Source organism: Seonamhaeicola sp. MEBiC01930, from assembly GCF_045277075.1.
In the GTDB taxonomy this organism is placed as follows: Bacteria; Bacteroidota; Bacteroidia; order Flavobacteriales; family Flavobacteriaceae; genus Seonamhaeicola.
In genome coordinates, this window is record NZ_CP104270.1 from 2,497,523 (window position 1) to 2,514,031 (window position 16,509).

Annotated in this window: 14 protein-coding genes; 4 read left to right on the forward strand and 10 right to left on the reverse strand. The window is 32.9% G+C overall.

Annotated elements, in window-relative coordinates; translation table 11 throughout:
• Window positions 1–20: 20 nt before the first annotated feature.
• Window positions 21–824 carry a rhamnulose-1-phosphate aldolase gene (rhaD, locus tag N1F78_RS10990; RefSeq protein ID WP_406683207.1) on the reverse strand — a complete coding sequence of 268 codons (804 nt, stop codon included), beginning with the start codon at window positions 822–824 and terminating at the stop codon, window positions 21–23.
• Between the two features lie 109 nt (window positions 825–933).
• On the opposite strand from rhaD, the gene N1F78_RS10995 reads away from it, so the two are divergent.
• The 4 genes from N1F78_RS10995 (at window position 934) to N1F78_RS11010 (ending at window position 7,252) form a co-directional block, all read left to right on the forward strand.
• Entirely contained in the window at window positions 934–1,836 is a 903-nt protein-coding gene (locus N1F78_RS10995; RefSeq protein WP_406683208.1) for a helix-turn-helix domain-containing protein, read from the forward strand.
• Between the two features lie 238 nt (window positions 1,837–2,074).
• On the forward strand, window positions 2,075–3,514 hold the full coding sequence (aldA, locus tag N1F78_RS11000; protein ID WP_406683209.1) for an aldehyde dehydrogenase: 1,440 nt from the start codon (window positions 2,075–2,077) through the stop codon (window positions 3,512–3,514).
• Window positions 3,515–3,817: 303 nt separating this feature from the next.
• The gene (locus tag N1F78_RS11005; protein WP_406683210.1) at window positions 3,818–5,785 is read left to right on the forward strand and encodes a hypothetical protein; all 1,968 of its coding nucleotides are present in this window, start codon (window positions 3,818–3,820) and stop codon (window positions 5,783–5,785) included.
• 51 nt (window positions 5,786–5,836) lie between these two features.
• Window positions 5,837–7,252 (forward strand): hypothetical protein, encoded by a 1,416-nt coding sequence (locus N1F78_RS11010; RefSeq protein ID WP_406683211.1) that lies wholly within the window; start codon window positions 5,837–5,839, stop codon window positions 7,250–7,252.
• Window positions 7,253–7,363: 111 nt separating this feature from the next.
• On the opposite strand, the gene N1F78_RS11015 is transcribed toward N1F78_RS11010, so the two are convergent.
• The 9 genes from N1F78_RS11015 to N1F78_RS11055 all read right to left on the reverse strand — a co-directional run bounded on the left by N1F78_RS11015 (window position 7,364) and on the right by N1F78_RS11055 (window position 16,313).
• A complete protein-coding gene (locus N1F78_RS11015) occupies window positions 7,364–8,518 on the reverse strand; it encodes an alpha-hydroxy-acid oxidizing protein (protein ID WP_406683212.1) in 1,155 nt (384 codons plus the stop codon).
• Window positions 8,519–8,595: 77 nt separating this feature from the next.
• The gene (locus tag N1F78_RS11020) at window positions 8,596–8,925 is read right to left on the reverse strand and encodes an L-rhamnose mutarotase (RefSeq protein ID WP_406683213.1); all 330 of its coding nucleotides are present in this window, start codon (window positions 8,923–8,925) and stop codon (window positions 8,596–8,598) included.
• A 19-nt stretch (window positions 8,926–8,944) separates the two neighbouring features.
• Window positions 8,945–10,255: an L-fucose:H+ symporter permease gene (fucP, locus tag N1F78_RS11025; RefSeq protein WP_406683214.1), complete on the reverse strand. Its 1,311-nt coding sequence runs from the start codon at window positions 10,253–10,255 to the stop codon at window positions 8,945–8,947.
• A gap of 45 nt (window positions 10,256–10,300) precedes the next feature.
• Window positions 10,301–11,080, reverse strand: a complete 780-nt coding sequence (locus N1F78_RS11030) for an SDR family oxidoreductase (RefSeq protein WP_406683215.1) — start codon at window positions 11,078–11,080, stop codon at window positions 10,301–10,303.
• Window positions 11,080–11,928 (reverse strand): amidohydrolase family protein, encoded by an 849-nt coding sequence (locus N1F78_RS11035; protein ID WP_406683216.1) that lies wholly within the window; start codon window positions 11,926–11,928, stop codon window positions 11,080–11,082. Before N1F78_RS11035 ends, N1F78_RS11030 begins: the two co-directional genes overlap by 1 nt.
• Window positions 11,928–12,782: a fumarylacetoacetate hydrolase family protein gene (locus N1F78_RS11040; RefSeq protein WP_406683217.1), complete on the reverse strand. Its 855-nt coding sequence runs from the start codon at window positions 12,780–12,782 to the stop codon at window positions 11,928–11,930. Before N1F78_RS11040 ends, N1F78_RS11035 begins: the two co-directional genes overlap by 1 nt.
• Window positions 12,783–12,808: 26 nt before the next feature.
• On the reverse strand, window positions 12,809–13,585 hold the full coding sequence (locus N1F78_RS11045; RefSeq protein ID WP_406683218.1) for an SDR family NAD(P)-dependent oxidoreductase: 777 nt from the start codon (window positions 13,583–13,585) through the stop codon (window positions 12,809–12,811).
• A 21-nt stretch (window positions 13,586–13,606) separates the two neighbouring features.
• Window positions 13,607–15,268 (reverse strand): UxaA family hydrolase, encoded by a 1,662-nt coding sequence (locus tag N1F78_RS11050; RefSeq protein ID WP_406683219.1) that lies wholly within the window; start codon window positions 15,266–15,268, stop codon window positions 13,607–13,609.
• 175 nt (window positions 15,269–15,443) lie between these two features.
• A complete protein-coding gene (locus N1F78_RS11055) occupies window positions 15,444–16,313 on the reverse strand; it encodes an AraC family transcriptional regulator (protein ID WP_406683220.1) in 870 nt (289 codons plus the stop codon).
• Window positions 16,314–16,509: the final 196 nt, after the last annotated feature.

Consider the following 16,509-nt stretch of genomic DNA (forward strand, 5'->3'; position numbering starts at 1 on the left):
TTTATTTTATGTTTAGTGGTTTATGTAAATTGTTCTAATTCCTTTAATTGCTCATTAGATAATCCAGCAGGCTTAAATCCAGAAGCCCAACACATTAATAATAACTTAGCGCCTTTGTTTGCCACGTCTAAATAGTCCCAAGCTTTTTCAACATCTTCACCGGTTGCTGTGGCACCATGTTTTTCCCATAGTGATACGTTTCTAGTTTTAAAGGCTTCCATTGTTACTTTTGCCAAAGCTTCTGTACTTGAAAGTGCATATGGTGTGCAGTGGATACCTTTTGGTACGAACACACGTACTTCTGGGCACATCATCCAAATTTGTCTGTTTAGTTCTTCTTCATCATTAAATAATGGGTGATGACTCATCACAATTAATTCAAGAGGGTGTGTATGTAGAATTGCTAAATGAGTTGGGTTATTTATAGTGTTGAAAAGATGAATGCTTGAATGAGAAATTAATTCGCAAGTAGGGGCAAAACCTTCTCTTTTCCCTCCCCAAATAATTGTGTAACTAGTGGCATCTTCATTAATGTATAAGATGCAGGATGCTTCTTCAATGTTGTCTACCAAGCTTCTAAGGTAGCAACCTGTACCAGTTATAAATAATACATAACCTTCGGTTCCTTTAGGGAAATCAAAAGGCGTAAATGATTTGTTTTTGGTTTTTTCAAGAATTTCCTCTCTTTTGAAAAAAGAAGTTAAATTCATGGAAATGTTTCCTGCGTTTCTTTCTGCCCATTCTCTTTGCCATAAATAGCCAGCAACCTTTGAGATTTTGTCTAGTTCTTTTTGTGCCTCAATAGGTAATTTTATATCGCTCATGCTGATTTGTTTTTAAATAATATTTGGTTACAAATTTAATTTTGGACTCTCAAAAAAGATGTATTTAAAATTTGTATATTTGTGTATAATTTAAACATATTGTTTTTTTGTGGAATTTGTAAAGAAAATTGAGTTAGGCGATCCGTCATCAAAAAATCAAAACTTCATAGACTTTAATTTGAAAGTGTTATGTTGCAGGTATTGGTATTTAGATTTGTGGGATTGCCATGATATGGTTTTTCCATTTTGGAGGGTATATTGGAATAAAAATGAAGGAGGAACATTAGTCTTACAGGATGATGTTTATGAAATGAACCCAGATTATTTATATATTATTTCTCCTTTTACATCGTTCTCTACACGATACCAGAAACATCATGAGTTTGAGTCTGGAATACATGTTTCTGGGAAGAATTTAACAGAGAAACACAATGAAACTTATTATAGAAATAATTATTTAATTCATTTTTTTGCACATTTTAATTTAGGAACCCCGTTTGATAATGTGTTTCCAGGAATTTTTAAAGTAGAATTAAATGTACATCTTAAGGATAGGTTAATTTATTTGACAGAAAGGTTAAAGATTGAAAATCAGGACTTTAAGGTAACTTTTAATTTAAAGCTACAGGCTTTTATAAAAGAGGCGGTTTCTAATATTGGCCCCGAACTATGGAAAACTATTAATATTGATAATCGGGTTTTAACAGTACATCGGTTCATTGAGGCAAACATTACGCAAAAGTTGAGTAATTCAGAATTAGCTTCAATTGTTAATATGGCTCCCAACTCTTTTGCAAGATTGTTTAAGGAAGAAATGAATATAACATTGCATAATTTTATTCAAAACAGAAAAGTAGCCAAAGCTTGCGAACTTTTTGAGCATACTAATGAGTCTATTGAAAGTCTTGCTTTTAAACTTGGTTTTTCTGATAGGTTTCATTTTTCAAGAGTTTTTAAATCAGTAACCGGTATTTCTCCTGCGCTTTACAAATCTGGAAAGTATACTTCATAGATTTATTTTGTTTCTTTTTTTTTTTTTTTTTTTGTTTTTGTTTGGTTTATGTAAAATACATTCATGTTTGTTTTTTACATAAACTGGTTTGTTATAGATAAATATAACCCTGTTTTTAATTTTCATATTTGTATAATGCTTTTTTATACCACACAGTAAATTTAAAATTTAGATATATGCTTGCTTAAAATTACTGTTAAAAAGTATTCGTTGTTTTCTAAACTAATACATACTAATTATGAAAGAATTTAAGCAATACATTAATGGTAAATTCGTAAAATCTACTTCTACAGATACCATAGAAATTTTAAACCCATGCACAGAAGAAGTTTTATCTCTTATACCAAAAGGTTCTGTTGAGGATGCTAATTTATCCTTAGAGTCGGCTAAAGCTGCTCAACATAATTGGAAATCTTTAACAGCCATTGAAAGAGCGGGTTATATACATAGAATGGCAGATGTAATTCGAGAAAATAGGGTGTTTTTGGCTGAAACATTGGCTAAAGAACAGGCAAAAGTTCTTGGATTGGCTCAGGTGGAAATTGATGTAACTGCAGACTATTTTGATTATAACGCGGCCTGGGCAAGGAGAATTGAAGGAGAGATTATTCAAAGTGATAGAAAAAAAGAACATATTTTTTTACATAAAGCACCTATAGGTGTAGCGGTAGGTATTTTACCATGGAATTTTCCATTTTTTGTAATGGCAAGAAAAATTGCTCCTTCATTAGTAACGGGTAATACTTGTGTTATTAATCCTAGCTCAATAGCGCCAAATACAGTTATGGAGTTTGCTAAACTTATTGAGAATATAGAGGTACCTACTGGGGTGTTAAATTTTGTTTGCGGTAAGGGAAGTATTGTAGGTAATGCACTTTCTAAAAGCCCATTAACTGGTATAATTAGTTTAACAGGTAGTGTAGGTGCTGGTCAAAAAATTATGGAAGCCGCAGCTGAAAACATTACAAAAGTATCTTTGGAATTGGGTGGTAAGGCACCTGCCATTGTTTGTGTAGATGCTAATCTTGATTTAGCTGTTAATGCCGTTGTGTCTTCTAGGGTTATTTTTAGTGGTCAAGTTTGCAACTGTGCAGAACGCGTGTACGTTGAAGATAAGATTTATGACCAGTTTATGGATAAAGTAACTAAAAAAATGGCAGAAGTTAAGGTTGAAGATGCTTTTTCAACTAACAACCCAGATATGAGTAGTATGGTGTCTAAAGATCAGGTGAATAAAGTTGAAGAAATGGTGGAGTTTGCTAAAAAGGAAGGTGCTGAAGTGGTTCTAGGAGGGGGTAAATCTAGCCAATTTGATAGGGGGTATTTTTATCAACCAACCTTACTTACCAATGTGAAACAAGATATGCAAATTATTAAAGAAGAGGTTTTTGGTCCTGTTTTGCCAGTTATGAAGTTTAGTACTTTAGATGAAGCCATAGCATTATCAAATGATTGTGAGTATGGTTTAACGTCGTCAATCTTTTCAGAGAATTTTAATAAGGTAATGCATGCTTGTGATCAGTTAGAGTTTGGAGAAACATATGTAAATAGAGAGCATTTTGAGGCTATTCAAGGTTTTCATGCAGGTTGGAAAAAATCTGGAATAGGAGGGGCTGATGGTAAGCACGGTATGGAAGAATATTTGCAAACCAAAGTTATATATGCTCAGTATCAATAAAACTATTTAGTATAAAATATTTGTAATTAGTTAAAACCCTAATGCATGTAATTTGTGCATTGGGGTTTTTTATTGACTTTATTTTTTTTTTTGAAACTAGCCTTAGAATGTAAGTTTAAGTAGATGTGTCAAAAATAGTTTTGAATTGAGGTTCATGATTTATATAGAATGAATATTGATTTATATTGAAATACAGCTCGTTTAGCTAATTTCAAGCATGAAATAAGTATAATAAAACTTATTACACTGGAAGCACTTATGATAAGTTTTTTTATGTATTTGTAAAACATTAATCTGAAAGAAATGAATAAAATAATAGTTAGTACGTCTTTTGTTTTAACGCTTTTTCTTGTTGTTAGTTGTGGCAAAGAAAAAGATACTGTTAAGCTAGATATTGAAACTTACTTATTAGAAGCAAGTTCAAAAAAGTATAGCCCTAATGCAACTCAGGTTGAAATGTTAAAAGCGGTTATTCCGAAAGAGACTTTTCAACCTGCTCCACCTATAACTAATAGAAAGTATTGGGAAGACATTGCTTCAACTGATTCTGGGAAAAAATATTTGCAAGATGCTATTTCAGATATTGAAATTAAACCAGAAGTACCCATTACAGATTCTATATACAGATTAGCTAATAAAGAGGGTAACCGAGGAATTTATAAACCTCGATACTATAGAACAATGACACGTTTGGAGCATTTTATGTTAGCTGAATGTATAGAGAATCAAGGTCGGTTTTTACCTCAAATAGAAGAATACCTTAATGCAATTATGAGCATGAAGTCTTGGTTGCATCCAAACCATGATAATAATTCTAACGATGTTTTAGAAGGAAAAAGTATGGCTATAGATTTAGGTTCACGTAGGTTTGGTTCAGATCTGGCTTTGGCAGAGGTTCTTTTAGGTAATAAACTTTCACGTGAATTAAGGAATTCAATAAAAGATAAATTAAGAAAAAGAATTATTGATGCTTACTTGCAATCAACAAGTGGAGAAGTAAAAACACATCTTAATTGGTATAAAGCAACAAGTAACTGGAACTCTGTTTGTACCAGTGGTTCAGTATTTGTAACTATTAGTACGTCTAATAATTATGAAGAACGTTTAGCCGCAATTGGAACAGCTTTAAATAGTATGAAAATCTATCTCAGTGGGTTTGGTGATGATGGGTATTGTTCTGAGGGAGCAGGGTATTGGAATTATGGATTTGGACATTATTTATACTTGGCAGAAATTCTTTATAATTATACGAATGGGGCTATAGATTTATTTGAATTTGATAATAAGGAAAAATTAGAAAATATTGCAAATTTCCCATTCAGATATCAGATTACAGAGAATGTCTGTGCGCCTTTTTCTGATGGCGTTTCCAAAGTTTTTGACGATGGAGGGTTTGCCAGTCGGATGGTTGTGAGAACGTACGGTGCCACTATGCCTCCGCCTCGGGAAAGAAAAAATGTCCGTCATGACTCTTTTTCTGCTGTCTATCAGTTGATAGAATGGGAACATCAGAAAAATAAGTTAGATAAAGAACAGGAAACAGGTGATATTGAAGGGTTGCCAAGTTATACTTATTTTGATGAGTTTGGTATGGTAATTTCAAGAGGAAATCAAGAAGTACCTCTATCTATAGCAATTAAGGCTGGCCATAATAGAGAAAATCATAATCATATGGATGTTGGGACTTACACAATTGTGTTGGGTAAAGATATTTTAACTGGAGATATTGGAGCACCATCTTATAGGGCTGGAGCATTTTCAGATAACAATCCAGCTCGTAGTTCTTGGGGGCATCCAGTGCCTAGAATTAACAATACACTTCAGTCAAAAGGTAAAGAGTTTAAAGGAGATATAATCTCTACTGAATTTACTGAAAGCAAAGATGAAGTAGTCATAGATGTTAAGTCTGCCTATGAAATTCCAGCTTTAAATACTTTAGTAAGAACCATGCAAAATGATAAGTCTGGTCAAGGTGTAATAAGTATAACAGATGAGTTTTTACTTTCTGAACCTGGAAGTTTTGGAGTTGCTATTATGACTTTATCAGAATATGAAATAATTAATGCTAATACAGTTCTTTTAAAAACTGAGAGTCAAACCTTAAAAGCGGAGGTGTTTAGTGATGATGGTGCCTTAGTTATTAAAGACGAACGAGTCCCTGTAAAGCACTTAAGAGAAGGAGGACCTGCATATAGAATTGGTGTTGATTTTGCCAAAAAGCTTATCAAGGGAAAACTGACAGTAAAGTTCACGCCAGTTTTTAAAGACTAAAATATTGCTTACATAAAGAGTTTAAAATAATAAATAACGAATAAAGTATAAATGAAATATATCAAATTAGTTTTCACAGTTTTTACAATTATTACATTGGCTACGTCTTGCAATGAGGTTTCGAAAGGTATAGAGAATGAAAATATAAATGTTCCAAATGAATTTATTACAGTTAATACCCTTACAGAATTTAAAAAATATTTAGATAAGGATAATGTTAACGTAAAGCTTGAATCTGGCAATTACCAAATTGATGATGCAAAAAAAATACGGTTTATAGAGGTAACCGGAAATAATTCACATTATGATCTAACAGGAGTTAGAATTATGGTAGATACTAAGCTTTTTAGTCGTAAAGATTTAGAAAAAAGCAATGATGGCAATAGTATGTACTGTGTAATTGAAATTTCAGGAAAGGACACAACATTTGAAGGTTTATATATTGAGACTTATGGAGATAAACCAGGAATGCAGAGTAAAAACAAAATTTTTAATGTAGTAGGAGAGAATATAGTTCTTAAAAATGTTGAGGTACGAACGGCAGGCTCTAACCCATATGGATATGGTAGTTTATTTGGCTTAGGAGGAGGAGATGTTAGAAAAATGAATGGTATTCGTATTGGTTATCCTGCAAAAAATGTAAAGCTTATTGGTTGTAGTGTCCATATGCGTGCTATGGGGCATGCTATTTTCTTACAAGGAGCTGAAGATACGGTAATTGAAGATTGTCATGTTGATGGTTTACTAAGAACTACAGATGCTATTTTAGCAGAAACATCTGGTTATATGTTCGATAAGGCTTTTTTTGCTAAAAAGCCAAAACATAAACACAAACCAGGTTATGTTGAAGGAACGATTATTGGTTTAGATGGAAAAATCATACCAGGAGAAATAATTTCGTTGAGTGAAGACGGTATACGCATGTATCCAGAATACAACGGGCATCAAACTAAAAATACAACGATTAAAAATTGTACAGTTTTCCAAATGCGACGTGGTATTTGTACAGGGTTAAATAGATCTGGAGATAAGGTGATAGATTGTGTGGTTAGAGATTGTGTTGCCACTGGTTTTAACGTGGGAAACAATGATACTATAGTAAATTGTAGTGCTAATGCAAAGTTTGCGGAAGCATTTGGAGTGCCTTATACAAATGCAAAAAACGCCTATGTGGAAATGAATATTTTGGATAGTAGAAATGGTATGGCGAATAATTTATTAGCTAAAATTAATGGTTCAGAGCACCATGTTTCTATTAAAACTACAGATGATAATTTTATTCCCGAAAACATGGCTATTAAGCTTTCAGTATGGGAAGGATATGGAAATTTTAACTCAAAAGCTAAGATGTATGCTACTAATATAAAACTGGAAAACAATACCTTTTCTAAGGTGTTGCTTTATGAAGGCGCCAAGGATTTACAAGTGAACAGTTTAGGAAATGTAGAAAAAGTACCATTAGATTAGAGTAGAGATATAACAAGGTAAGTCTTCTGTAATATTTTCATTTAAAAAAAAACACCTGTGATGTTATCATCACAGGTGTTTTTATATACATAAGATAAATCTATCTCTAATTTATAATTTTTGAATTAAATGTTCCGGAAAACTGTTGGTTTCTTGACAACAAATTTGTTCCATAACCTGTTGTACTTCTTTCTTTAGCATTGTTATAGTGTGATTTCCACCTTTTTTACCTAAGGCACCAACACCGTACATAAAACTACGTCCCATAAAAGTAAACTCTGCTCCACTAGCCATAGCTCTTGCTATATCGGGTCCTCCTCTTAAACCAGAATCTACCATGATTTTTATTTTGTCACCATATTTTTTCGCCAAATGGGTCATAGGCACAATAGATGATTCACCACAATCTAATTGACGTCCACCATGGTTTGAAACTATTATACCATCAAGGCCTAATTTAATAGCGCGTTCTGCATCTATTTCATTAACAACACCCTTAATTACAATTTTGCCCTTCCATTGGTCTCTAATTTTGGCGATGCGTTCTTCACTTAATCTACCGGAAAAGGTTTCGTCCATAAACTTTGCTAATTGCTGTAAACTCATACCTTTTTTCATGTAAGGTACAAGAGTTTGGAAATTTGGAATACCATGTTTTAAAGTTTCCATTGCCCAATGTGGGTGTTTAAAAACTTCAACAATATTTTTTAGAGTCATCCTAGGAGGCATTCCTAAGCCATTTTTAGTATCTCTTGGTCTTACACCAAAAGTAGGAACATCAGCTAAGATTACAAGAACATCATTGCCAGCAGCTGCGGCTCTATTTAAAATATCAACCTTTACACTTTCTTCGGCTGGGTGATAGAGCTGAAACCAAGCTTTTCCTTCAGTTATTTCTGCTATACGTTCTATGCTAGATGTGGTAACAGTACTTAAAACAAAAGGAATATTATGTTTAAAGGCGGCTTCGGCTAAAATCTCAGTTGAATTTGGCCACATTAATCCTTGCAAACCCACGGGCGCAATTCCAAACGGCGCATCATAAGTGTGACCAAACAATTCAGTTTTCATTTCAGATTTTTCAAAATCTGATAAATACTGAGGCATCAGTTGAATTTTTTGTAAATCTGCACGGTTAATGTGCAGATTTATATCTTCGTTACAGCCTCCGTCTAAATAGTCGAAGGCAAATTTTGGCATTTTTTTCTGAGCTCGATTTCTTAAATCATCTACAGAAGGATACTTTACATTGATAAAAGGTTTCATATTTAAGTTTTTTAAATTAATTATTTAGCTATAGTATGTTTGAAGTTGAATTTCCATCTTCAACAAACACAAACAATTTATAGCTCATAAATCTTATCCATAAGTAACCATTTTTCTCCTTTTTTTGCTATGGGTAATGCTTGCTGGTATTTCCACATAAGCGTTTCCCATTCTTGTACTTTTGCATTGTTTGAATCCATTTTTCCTTTCTTTTCAAAAGAAAAAGAGTTGTCAACCTCAAGAATCATAAACAACCTATTACCTAAACAGTAAATTTCTGCACTTGTAATACCAGAATCTGTAATGCTTTGTTCTATTTCTGGCCAAACATTTTCATGATACTTTTTATATTCTGAAATCAAAATAGGGTCGTCTTTTAAATCTAATGCCAAACAATACTTTTTCATAATCTGTTATTATTGAAAATTATACGATTTGAGTTTCATGTTTTTTGAATACCTTAAGGCCATACCAGGCAATGTATAGGAAACATGCCAGAGGTAAAATAAATGAAAAATTAACTTCAGAAACTCCTAAAATTTGGGTATCTGCAACGCCACTTCCACCGGCATCTATTATCATTCCTTGAAACTTTGGCATTAAGGCACCACCTACAATTGCCATAACAAGTCCTGCAGAACCTATTTTTGACTGTTCTTCAGTTAAATCACCCAAAGCAATACCATAAATTGTAGGGAACATTGAAGACATAAAAAATGAAATGGCTACAAGACAGTATAAGCCAACTATTCCGGTTATCCATATTGTTCCAACAGTACATATTGAAGCTAATATTGCAAAATACATTAATAGTTTACCTGAACTCATAAATCTTAACATATAAGTTCCTACAGCTCTTCCAATAAAAAAGATGATAAATACAGCTATTTGGTAATAGCCTGCCGTTACGCTGTCTACCCCAATACCTTCGGCATATTGATAAATATATGTCCAACACATAATTTGACCACCCACATATAGTACTTGTGCTAAAACTCCTAAAATGTATTTAGAGTTTTTTCCTAAGGTTTTAAAAGTATCCAATATACTAGGCATGTCACCTTCTTCCTTAGATTGGGGCATTTTGCTTACTAAGAATATTACAAAAATAGCTATCAACACTAAGCCTAAACCAACATATGGATTTCGAATCACCATCAAGTCAGCAGTTTTAATAGCAATCTTAGAAGCCTCATCTAAAAGGCTGAAGTCTGCAATATCATCTGATTGAAGGTTTTTTAAAACAAACTGTTGTGCTACTACCACACCAGCTATTAGACCAAGGGGATTAAATGCCTGTGCTAAATTTAAACGTTGGGTAGCTGTTTCCTTTGAACCCATTGCTAGTATGTAAGGGTTTGCCGCTGTTTCTAAAAAAGCTAATCCGAAAGTTAAAATATATAAACCTAGACAGAAAAACATAAAGTTTTCTGTTTGAGCAGCGGGGTAAAATAAAAGCGCTCCAGTGGCGTAAAGAGCTAAACCAATTAAAATACCAACTTTATAAGAGTATTTACGCATAAACATAGCTGCGGGTAATGCCATACTAAAATAACCGCCATAGAAAGCCATTTGAACCCAAGCAGCTTCTGAATTAGTTAGTTCTAGTACCTTTTTAAATGCTTGAACCATTGGGTCTGTTACGGCATTAGCAAAACCCCAAAGTGCGAATAATGAGGTAACAAGAATAAACGGGATTAGTACTTTTTTTGAAACTACTTCTGGTTTAGTGCTCATAATGGTATTAATTTAAAGTTTTTTAGTTTAATTAGTTGGTATGGTTTACAAAGCTCTGTCTAGGTGCGTATAACCACCATCAACATAAACTAGTTGACCAGTGGTATGACTTGATTTTTCAGATAAAAGAAAAGCAACAGCATCTCCTATTTCATGTGCCTCAGTCATTCTGTTTTCTAATGGAATATTATCAGTTATCTCCTTTAAACGAGCTTCAGGATCATCAAATGTTTTAATCCAGCGGTCATATAAAGGTGTGTAACATTCAGCAACCATCACCGCATTTACTCTTATTGAATAGGGTAGTAATTCAACAGCCCATTCTCTTGTTAGTGCATTACGCCCACCGTTGGCGGCAGCATATCCTGAAGTTCCACCTTGACCTGTAACAGATGTTTTAGAGCCTATATTTACAATAGCTCCTTTACTCTTTTTAAGTTCTGGTAAAGCATGATGCACAATTAAGTAATAATGAATTAGGTTACATTTTAATGAATAAACAAAGTCATTATAATTTCCATTTTCAAGACTTACACCATCATTTACTCCTGCATTATTAACAACTCCATCAATACGTTGGTATTTTTCTACAGTTTTTTCAATTGCAATTCTAATTTGTTCTGGTTCTGTTAACTCGGTAGTTACATAATAAGCTTCATGCCCCTCAGACAATAACTTTTCGACAACTTCCTTAGCACTAGGTTTGTTTCTACTTAAAATTACAGGAATTGCTCCTTCTTTAACTAGTGACTCTGTTATTCCTAAGCCAATGCCCTTTGAGCCTCCAGTTACAATAATTACTTTGTCTTTAAGTTTTAAATCCATTAATTTCTTTCTTTGTTGTTATTTAGTTTGTATAACTTGGTAGCATTTCCTCCCATTATTTTAAACTTATCTTCCTCGGAAAAATTTTTAAAATAATTATCAATAATTTGTAATACTTCATTGTATTGAGAAGCAAGCAAACATACAGGCCAATCGGAACCATAAAGTAGTCTGTCTACTCCAAATGCATCTACTACAACATCTAAAAATGCAGTAAACTCATTTTTTTGAAATTTAAAATCTTGAGTTTCAGTTACCATTCCTGAAATTTTGCAAGCTACATTGTTATAAGCTGCTAAAAGCCTCATGTTTTTCTCCCAAATAGGGTTTAAACCTTCAGATATTTGTGGTTTAGCAATATGGTCTAAAATAAATTGTTGTTTAGGGCATTTATTTACCAAAGCAATGGCTTGTTCTAATTGATTTTGATGAATAAGAATATCGTAAACCAACCCAGTTTGCTCTAATGCTTTTATTCCATTTAAAAAATTTGGTTTTAACATAAAATCAGGATCTGATTCTGCCTGAACTATATGTCTTACACCTTTAAATAGTTTGTTTTTAGAAAAATAATCTATTCGTTCCTCAACATTGTTTGCTCTTAAGTCTAACCAACCTACAACGCCTTTTATAAACGGATTTTTCTCTGCGCATTGCAAAAGAAACTTTGTTTCTTGTTCAGATTGATCTGCTTGTACAGCTATACACCCATCAACACCATTAGCTTTAAGAATAGGTTCTAAATCTTTAGGTAAAAAATCTTTTCTAATAACCTGCATAGATTCATCTATCCAGCTATCTCTAACCGGATCATAATTCCAAAAGTGTTGATGAGCGTCAATAACCATTATTTATAAGCTTTTACATTTTGTTTTGAAACACCTAAGCCTTCAATGCCTAACTCCATAACATCACCTTCTTTTAAGTAAACAGGCGGGTTTAAACCTAAGCCTACTCCAAAAGGTGTCCCAGTTGAAATAATATCACCAGGTAAAAGTGTCATGAATTGACTAATATGACTTACCACTTCTTGAACGTTAAAAATAAAATCTGAAGTAGAGCTATTTTGCATAACTTCACCATTTAGCTTTAACCAAAGATTTAAGTTATTAGGGTCTTTAATTTCATCTTTAGTAGCAATGAAAGGGCCTACAGGAGCAAATGTGTCACAGCCTTTCCCTTTACACCATTGGCCGGAACGTTCAATTTGAAAAGCACGCTCACTCACATCATTATGTAATACATAACCAGCTATATGATCAAAAGCATCTGCTTCTTCAACATAAGATGCTTTTTTACCAATTACAATTGATAGTTCAACTTCCCAATCTGATTTTGTACTTCCTTTAGGAATAATTACATCATCATTTGGTCCAACTAAAGCAGTTGTAGATTTAAAAAACAACACAGGCTCTTTAGGAACTTCCATACCAGCTTCTGCAGCATGTTGAGCATAGTTTAAACCTACACAAACAATTTTTGATGGCCTTGTTAAAGGTACTCCTAAACGGACACTATCATCTATTTCTGGACAAGAATCTTGGTTAGCTTCTAACCATTTATCAAGTTTTTCAATGCCATCATTTCCAAAAAAATCTTCGTTGTAATCGCTTCCAAAAGCAGATACATCTATTTTGGTTCCGTTATCTAATTGAACCCCTGGTTTTTCTTCACCTACTGCTCCAAATCTTATTAATTTCATTTTGTTTGACTTTTATCGTTATTGTTTTATCCGTTTAATGTTATAAATCCGCCATCAATGGGGTAGTTAGAACCTGTTATGAATTTAGCTTCATCAGAACATAAAAATAAAACTAAATCAGCTATTTCTTGAGTATTACCCATTCTTCCAATTGGTTGTGTTTTAGATAGTTTTTCGAACATTTCTTCTTCTTTTCCAGGGTAGTTCTTTTTAATAAAGCCATCTACAAAAGGTGTGTGGACTCTACCAGGTGCAATACAGTTACATCTAATATCTTCATTAATGTAATCTTTAGCTATAGAATATGTCATAGTTAATACCGCACCTTTTGTCATTGAATAAGCAAAGCGATCGCTTATACCAACGACTGAGGCTATAGAAGCTAAATTTAAAATAACACCGCCACCATTTTTCATAGAAGGTATGGAGGCTTTTATACAGTTGTATACCCCTTTTATGTTTACATCATAAAGACGATCTAAATCTGATTCATTAACAGCTTCAATATTTCCAACATGGGCAATACCCGCATTATTAACTAAAATATCAATCTTATCATTTTTAGTGATTTTATTGATGATTTCGTTTACATTCTTTTGGTTAGAAACATCACATTTATGTGCTTCGGCCCGTTCACCAGTATTATTTATTTCTTTGACAGTTTCTTGAGCTGCTTCCAAATTAAAATCTAAAATATGAACTTTAGCACCTTGGGAAGAAAAAGTTAATGATATAGCTTTACCAATACCACTCCCGCCCCCAGTAATTATGGCAGTTTTATTTTTTAAACTAAATTTTGTCATGTTATTAGTTGATTTATTATTTTATAAAGACATGCCTCGTTTCCAAGGAATGAAATCGTCTTGACGTAATTTTTTTGCTTTTGTAAGTTTGCCACTTGCTACCTCAATCACAAAATCTAATAAATTCTCTCCCGCTTCCTCAATAGTTGAAGTACCTTCTATAATAGTACCTGTATTAAAATCTATAATATCAGGCATTTTTTCGTATAATTTAGTGTTGGTTGAAACTTTAACTACAGGTGTAATAGGGTTTCCAGTTGGAGTGCCTAAACCAGTTGTAAATAATATAACATTACAACCTGAACCTGCTAAACCAGTGGTTGATTCAACATCGTTTCCTGGCGTGCATAGCAAATTTAAACCAGAAGTTTCAACTTGTTCTGTATAATCTAGAACATCTTCAACGGGTGAAGTTCCTCCTTTTTTAGCTGCTCCTGCAGATTTAATAGCATCTGTAATAAGTCCGTCTTTTATGTTTCCAGGTGAAGGGTTTGCATAAAAACCTGCTCCTAAAGCATCTGCTTTTTCATTATAGGTAGACATTATTTTAGAGAATTTTTGTGCCTTTTCTTGGCTTGTACACCTATTAATTAATTCTTGTTCTACACCGTTTAATTCTGGAAATTCAGATAGTACGGTTGCGCCCCCAAGTCCAACAATTAGGTCTGAAACATAACCTAAGGTTGGGTTTGCAGATATACCAGAAAAACCATCTGATCCGCCACACTCCAAGCCTAAAACAAGTTTGCTTAGTGGAGCCGGTTTGCGTTCTGTTTTATTAGCTTCAATCAAACCCACAAAAGTCTTTTTGATAGCCTCAGCTAATAATTCTTGTTCTGAACCCGTTTGTTGTTGTTCTAAAACATAAATAGGTTTTTTATGATCTGGAGATATTTTGTTTAATGCATCTTGAAGAATACTAGATTGAGCATGTTGACATCCTAAGCTTAATACTGTGGCTCCAGCCACATTAGGGTTGTTTATATAGCCAGCAAGAAGATGACAAAGCGTTACCGAGTCTGAAGTGGCTCCACCACAACCGCCTTCATGTGTTAAAAAATGAATACCATCAACATTAGGAAATAATGGATTCTGATGTTTTTCTGAAAGTGGTTTAAAGATATCTTTTTTTAAAAGTGTTTCATTAGATGCTCCATTTTTATAGTCTTCAACCAAGGCATCTACATCTAAACCTAAATGTTGCTGTTTGCCAAAACCGAGTTTTTCTACAAGGGCCTGCTTTATAACCTCTACATTTCTATTTTGACAGAAAACCAAAGGAATGATAAGCCAGTTGTTTTCTGTGCCTACTTTACCGTCTGCTCTATGATAACCATTAAATGTTTTTGTTATAAATTTAGAGATGTCTGGTGCGTTCCATTTTAATTTATCAGCAGCGTTTTCAGCACTATATTTTTCAGTGTCATGTGCTAAGTTTGTTGTGCTAATAAGCCCTCCTTTAACAATGTTTCTTTTTGCTCGTCCTACCAATACACCATACATGTAAACAGGGTCTCCTATGGTTAGATTTTCAGTTGCAAACTTATGTTTAGCAGAAATGTCATCTTGAACGATATATTCTTCGTTGTTAAAAGTTAAAGACGTATTTTTTTCTAAATCCGTTAACGCGACTAAAACGTTATCTTTTGTGTGTATTTGAAGTATTTTTTTTTGATGACTCATGAGAAAAATTAACGAAATATTTGCAAATACAATATTACGATGCATATAATTGCAAGTCTTACTAATTTTTGACTAAGTGTAATACTATTTTTGCTTATATAGTAAAATGGTATTGTTTAGAGCAAAAAATAACATGTTTTTTTAAGTAATCTATGTTAAAGAAATTATGTTGCTTTTAGGTTTGTATCTTACGATTTTTCTGGTATTCAGAAGGTGTGCAATCCATTATAAGTTTAAATTGCCTGTTGAAATTTGAAATATTTTTGAAGCCAGATTCATAGCAAATGGCTGCAATATTATATTTGTTTTCTATGAGTAATTTGCAAGCAAATCCTATTCTAATTTCAGTTACATATTTTGAGAATGTTTTTCGATTTACCCTTTTAAAATATCTGCTAAAAGCAGAGGTGTTCATATGAGCAATTTTGGCCGCTTTTTCAAGGGTAATATCCTTATTGAAATTTTTAAAAATATAGGATTGAATTTTGTATTGCGTATCGTTGTCAGAGGGTTTAAATGAGTTTACAAAACCCTGACTTGCTAATTTTTTAGTTTGTTTGTGTTTGGAAAGTTTATTAAGGATTGTCAAAAATGCTATTGTTTTGTCGAATCCTTTTAGTTCTAGCATTTTCTCAATTTCTTTTATTAGTTTTTTTTCAATATTTAGGAATTTAAGACCATATTTTGCTCTATTAAATAACTCTAATAAATGAATCATTTCTGGAGTTTCAAAAAAGGCATTACCTAAGTAGTCTTGTTTAAAATGAATAGCGATTGCCTTTGCGGTCTGATTGGAGTTTTTGTTGAAATATTCATCATCATTTAACCACATATGAGGTAAATCTTTACCAATTAAAACCACATCGCCAATTTGAAATTTTTCAATACAGTCCCCTATAAAGCAAGTGCCTTCGCTTTTTAAAATAATTACAAGTTCTAATTCTGGATGATAATGCCAAATTTTTAAAAAATATGGGTAATCATTTACCTTTGTAGTAAATGAGCTATTACTAATGCTGCTTCTATCTAAAAGGTGTAGTTTCATGAATTATATAAGTATGGTATAAATATAGTGCTAAAAATAATATATAGTTAGTTAGAATATGTTTTTGAGCAATAAAAGTATCAGGATTAGTGTTATTTTAGGTTGTATTAATGGGTGAATAATAATAATTTGCCATTTTTAAACATTAAGAAGTCTTTATCTAAGGATAGATGTGTTTTAAATAGGGATTTTTATC

Coding starts and splice junctions, on each gene's coding strand:
- rhaD (WP_406683207.1), bottom strand. CDS start 824: ATGAGCGATATAAAATTACCTATTGAGGCACAAAAAGAACTAGACAAA.
- aldA (WP_406683209.1), top strand. CDS start 2,075: ATGAAAGAATTTAAGCAATACATTAATGGTAAATTCGTAAAATCTACT.
- N1F78_RS11005 (WP_406683210.1), top strand. CDS start 3,818: ATGAATAAAATAATAGTTAGTACGTCTTTTGTTTTAACGCTTTTTCTT.
- N1F78_RS11010 (WP_406683211.1), top strand. CDS start 5,837: ATGAAATATATCAAATTAGTTTTCACAGTTTTTACAATTATTACATTG.
- N1F78_RS11015 (WP_406683212.1), bottom strand. CDS start 8,518: ATGAAACCTTTTATCAATGTAAAGTATCCTTCTGTAGATGATTTAAGA.
- N1F78_RS11020 (WP_406683213.1), bottom strand. CDS start 8,925: ATGAAAAAGTATTGTTTGGCATTAGATTTAAAAGACGACCCTATTTTG.
- fucP (WP_406683214.1), bottom strand. CDS start 10,255: ATGAGCACTAAACCAGAAGTAGTTTCAAAAAAAGTACTAATCCCGTTT.
- N1F78_RS11030 (WP_406683215.1), bottom strand. CDS start 11,080: ATGGATTTAAAACTTAAAGACAAAGTAATTATTGTAACTGGAGGCTCA.
- N1F78_RS11035 (WP_406683216.1), bottom strand. CDS start 11,928: ATGGTTATTGACGCTCATCAACACTTTTGGAATTATGATCCGGTTAGA.
- N1F78_RS11040 (WP_406683217.1), bottom strand. CDS start 12,782: ATGAAATTAATAAGATTTGGAGCAGTAGGTGAAGAAAAACCAGGGGTT.
- N1F78_RS11045 (WP_406683218.1), bottom strand. CDS start 13,585: ATGACAAAATTTAGTTTAAAAAATAAAACTGCCATAATTACTGGGGGC.
- N1F78_RS11050 (WP_406683219.1), bottom strand. CDS start 15,268: ATGAGTCATCAAAAAAAAATACTTCAAATACACACAAAAGATAACGTT.
- N1F78_RS11055 (WP_406683220.1), bottom strand. CDS start 16,313: ATGAAACTACACCTTTTAGATAGAAGCAGCATTAGTAATAGCTCATTT.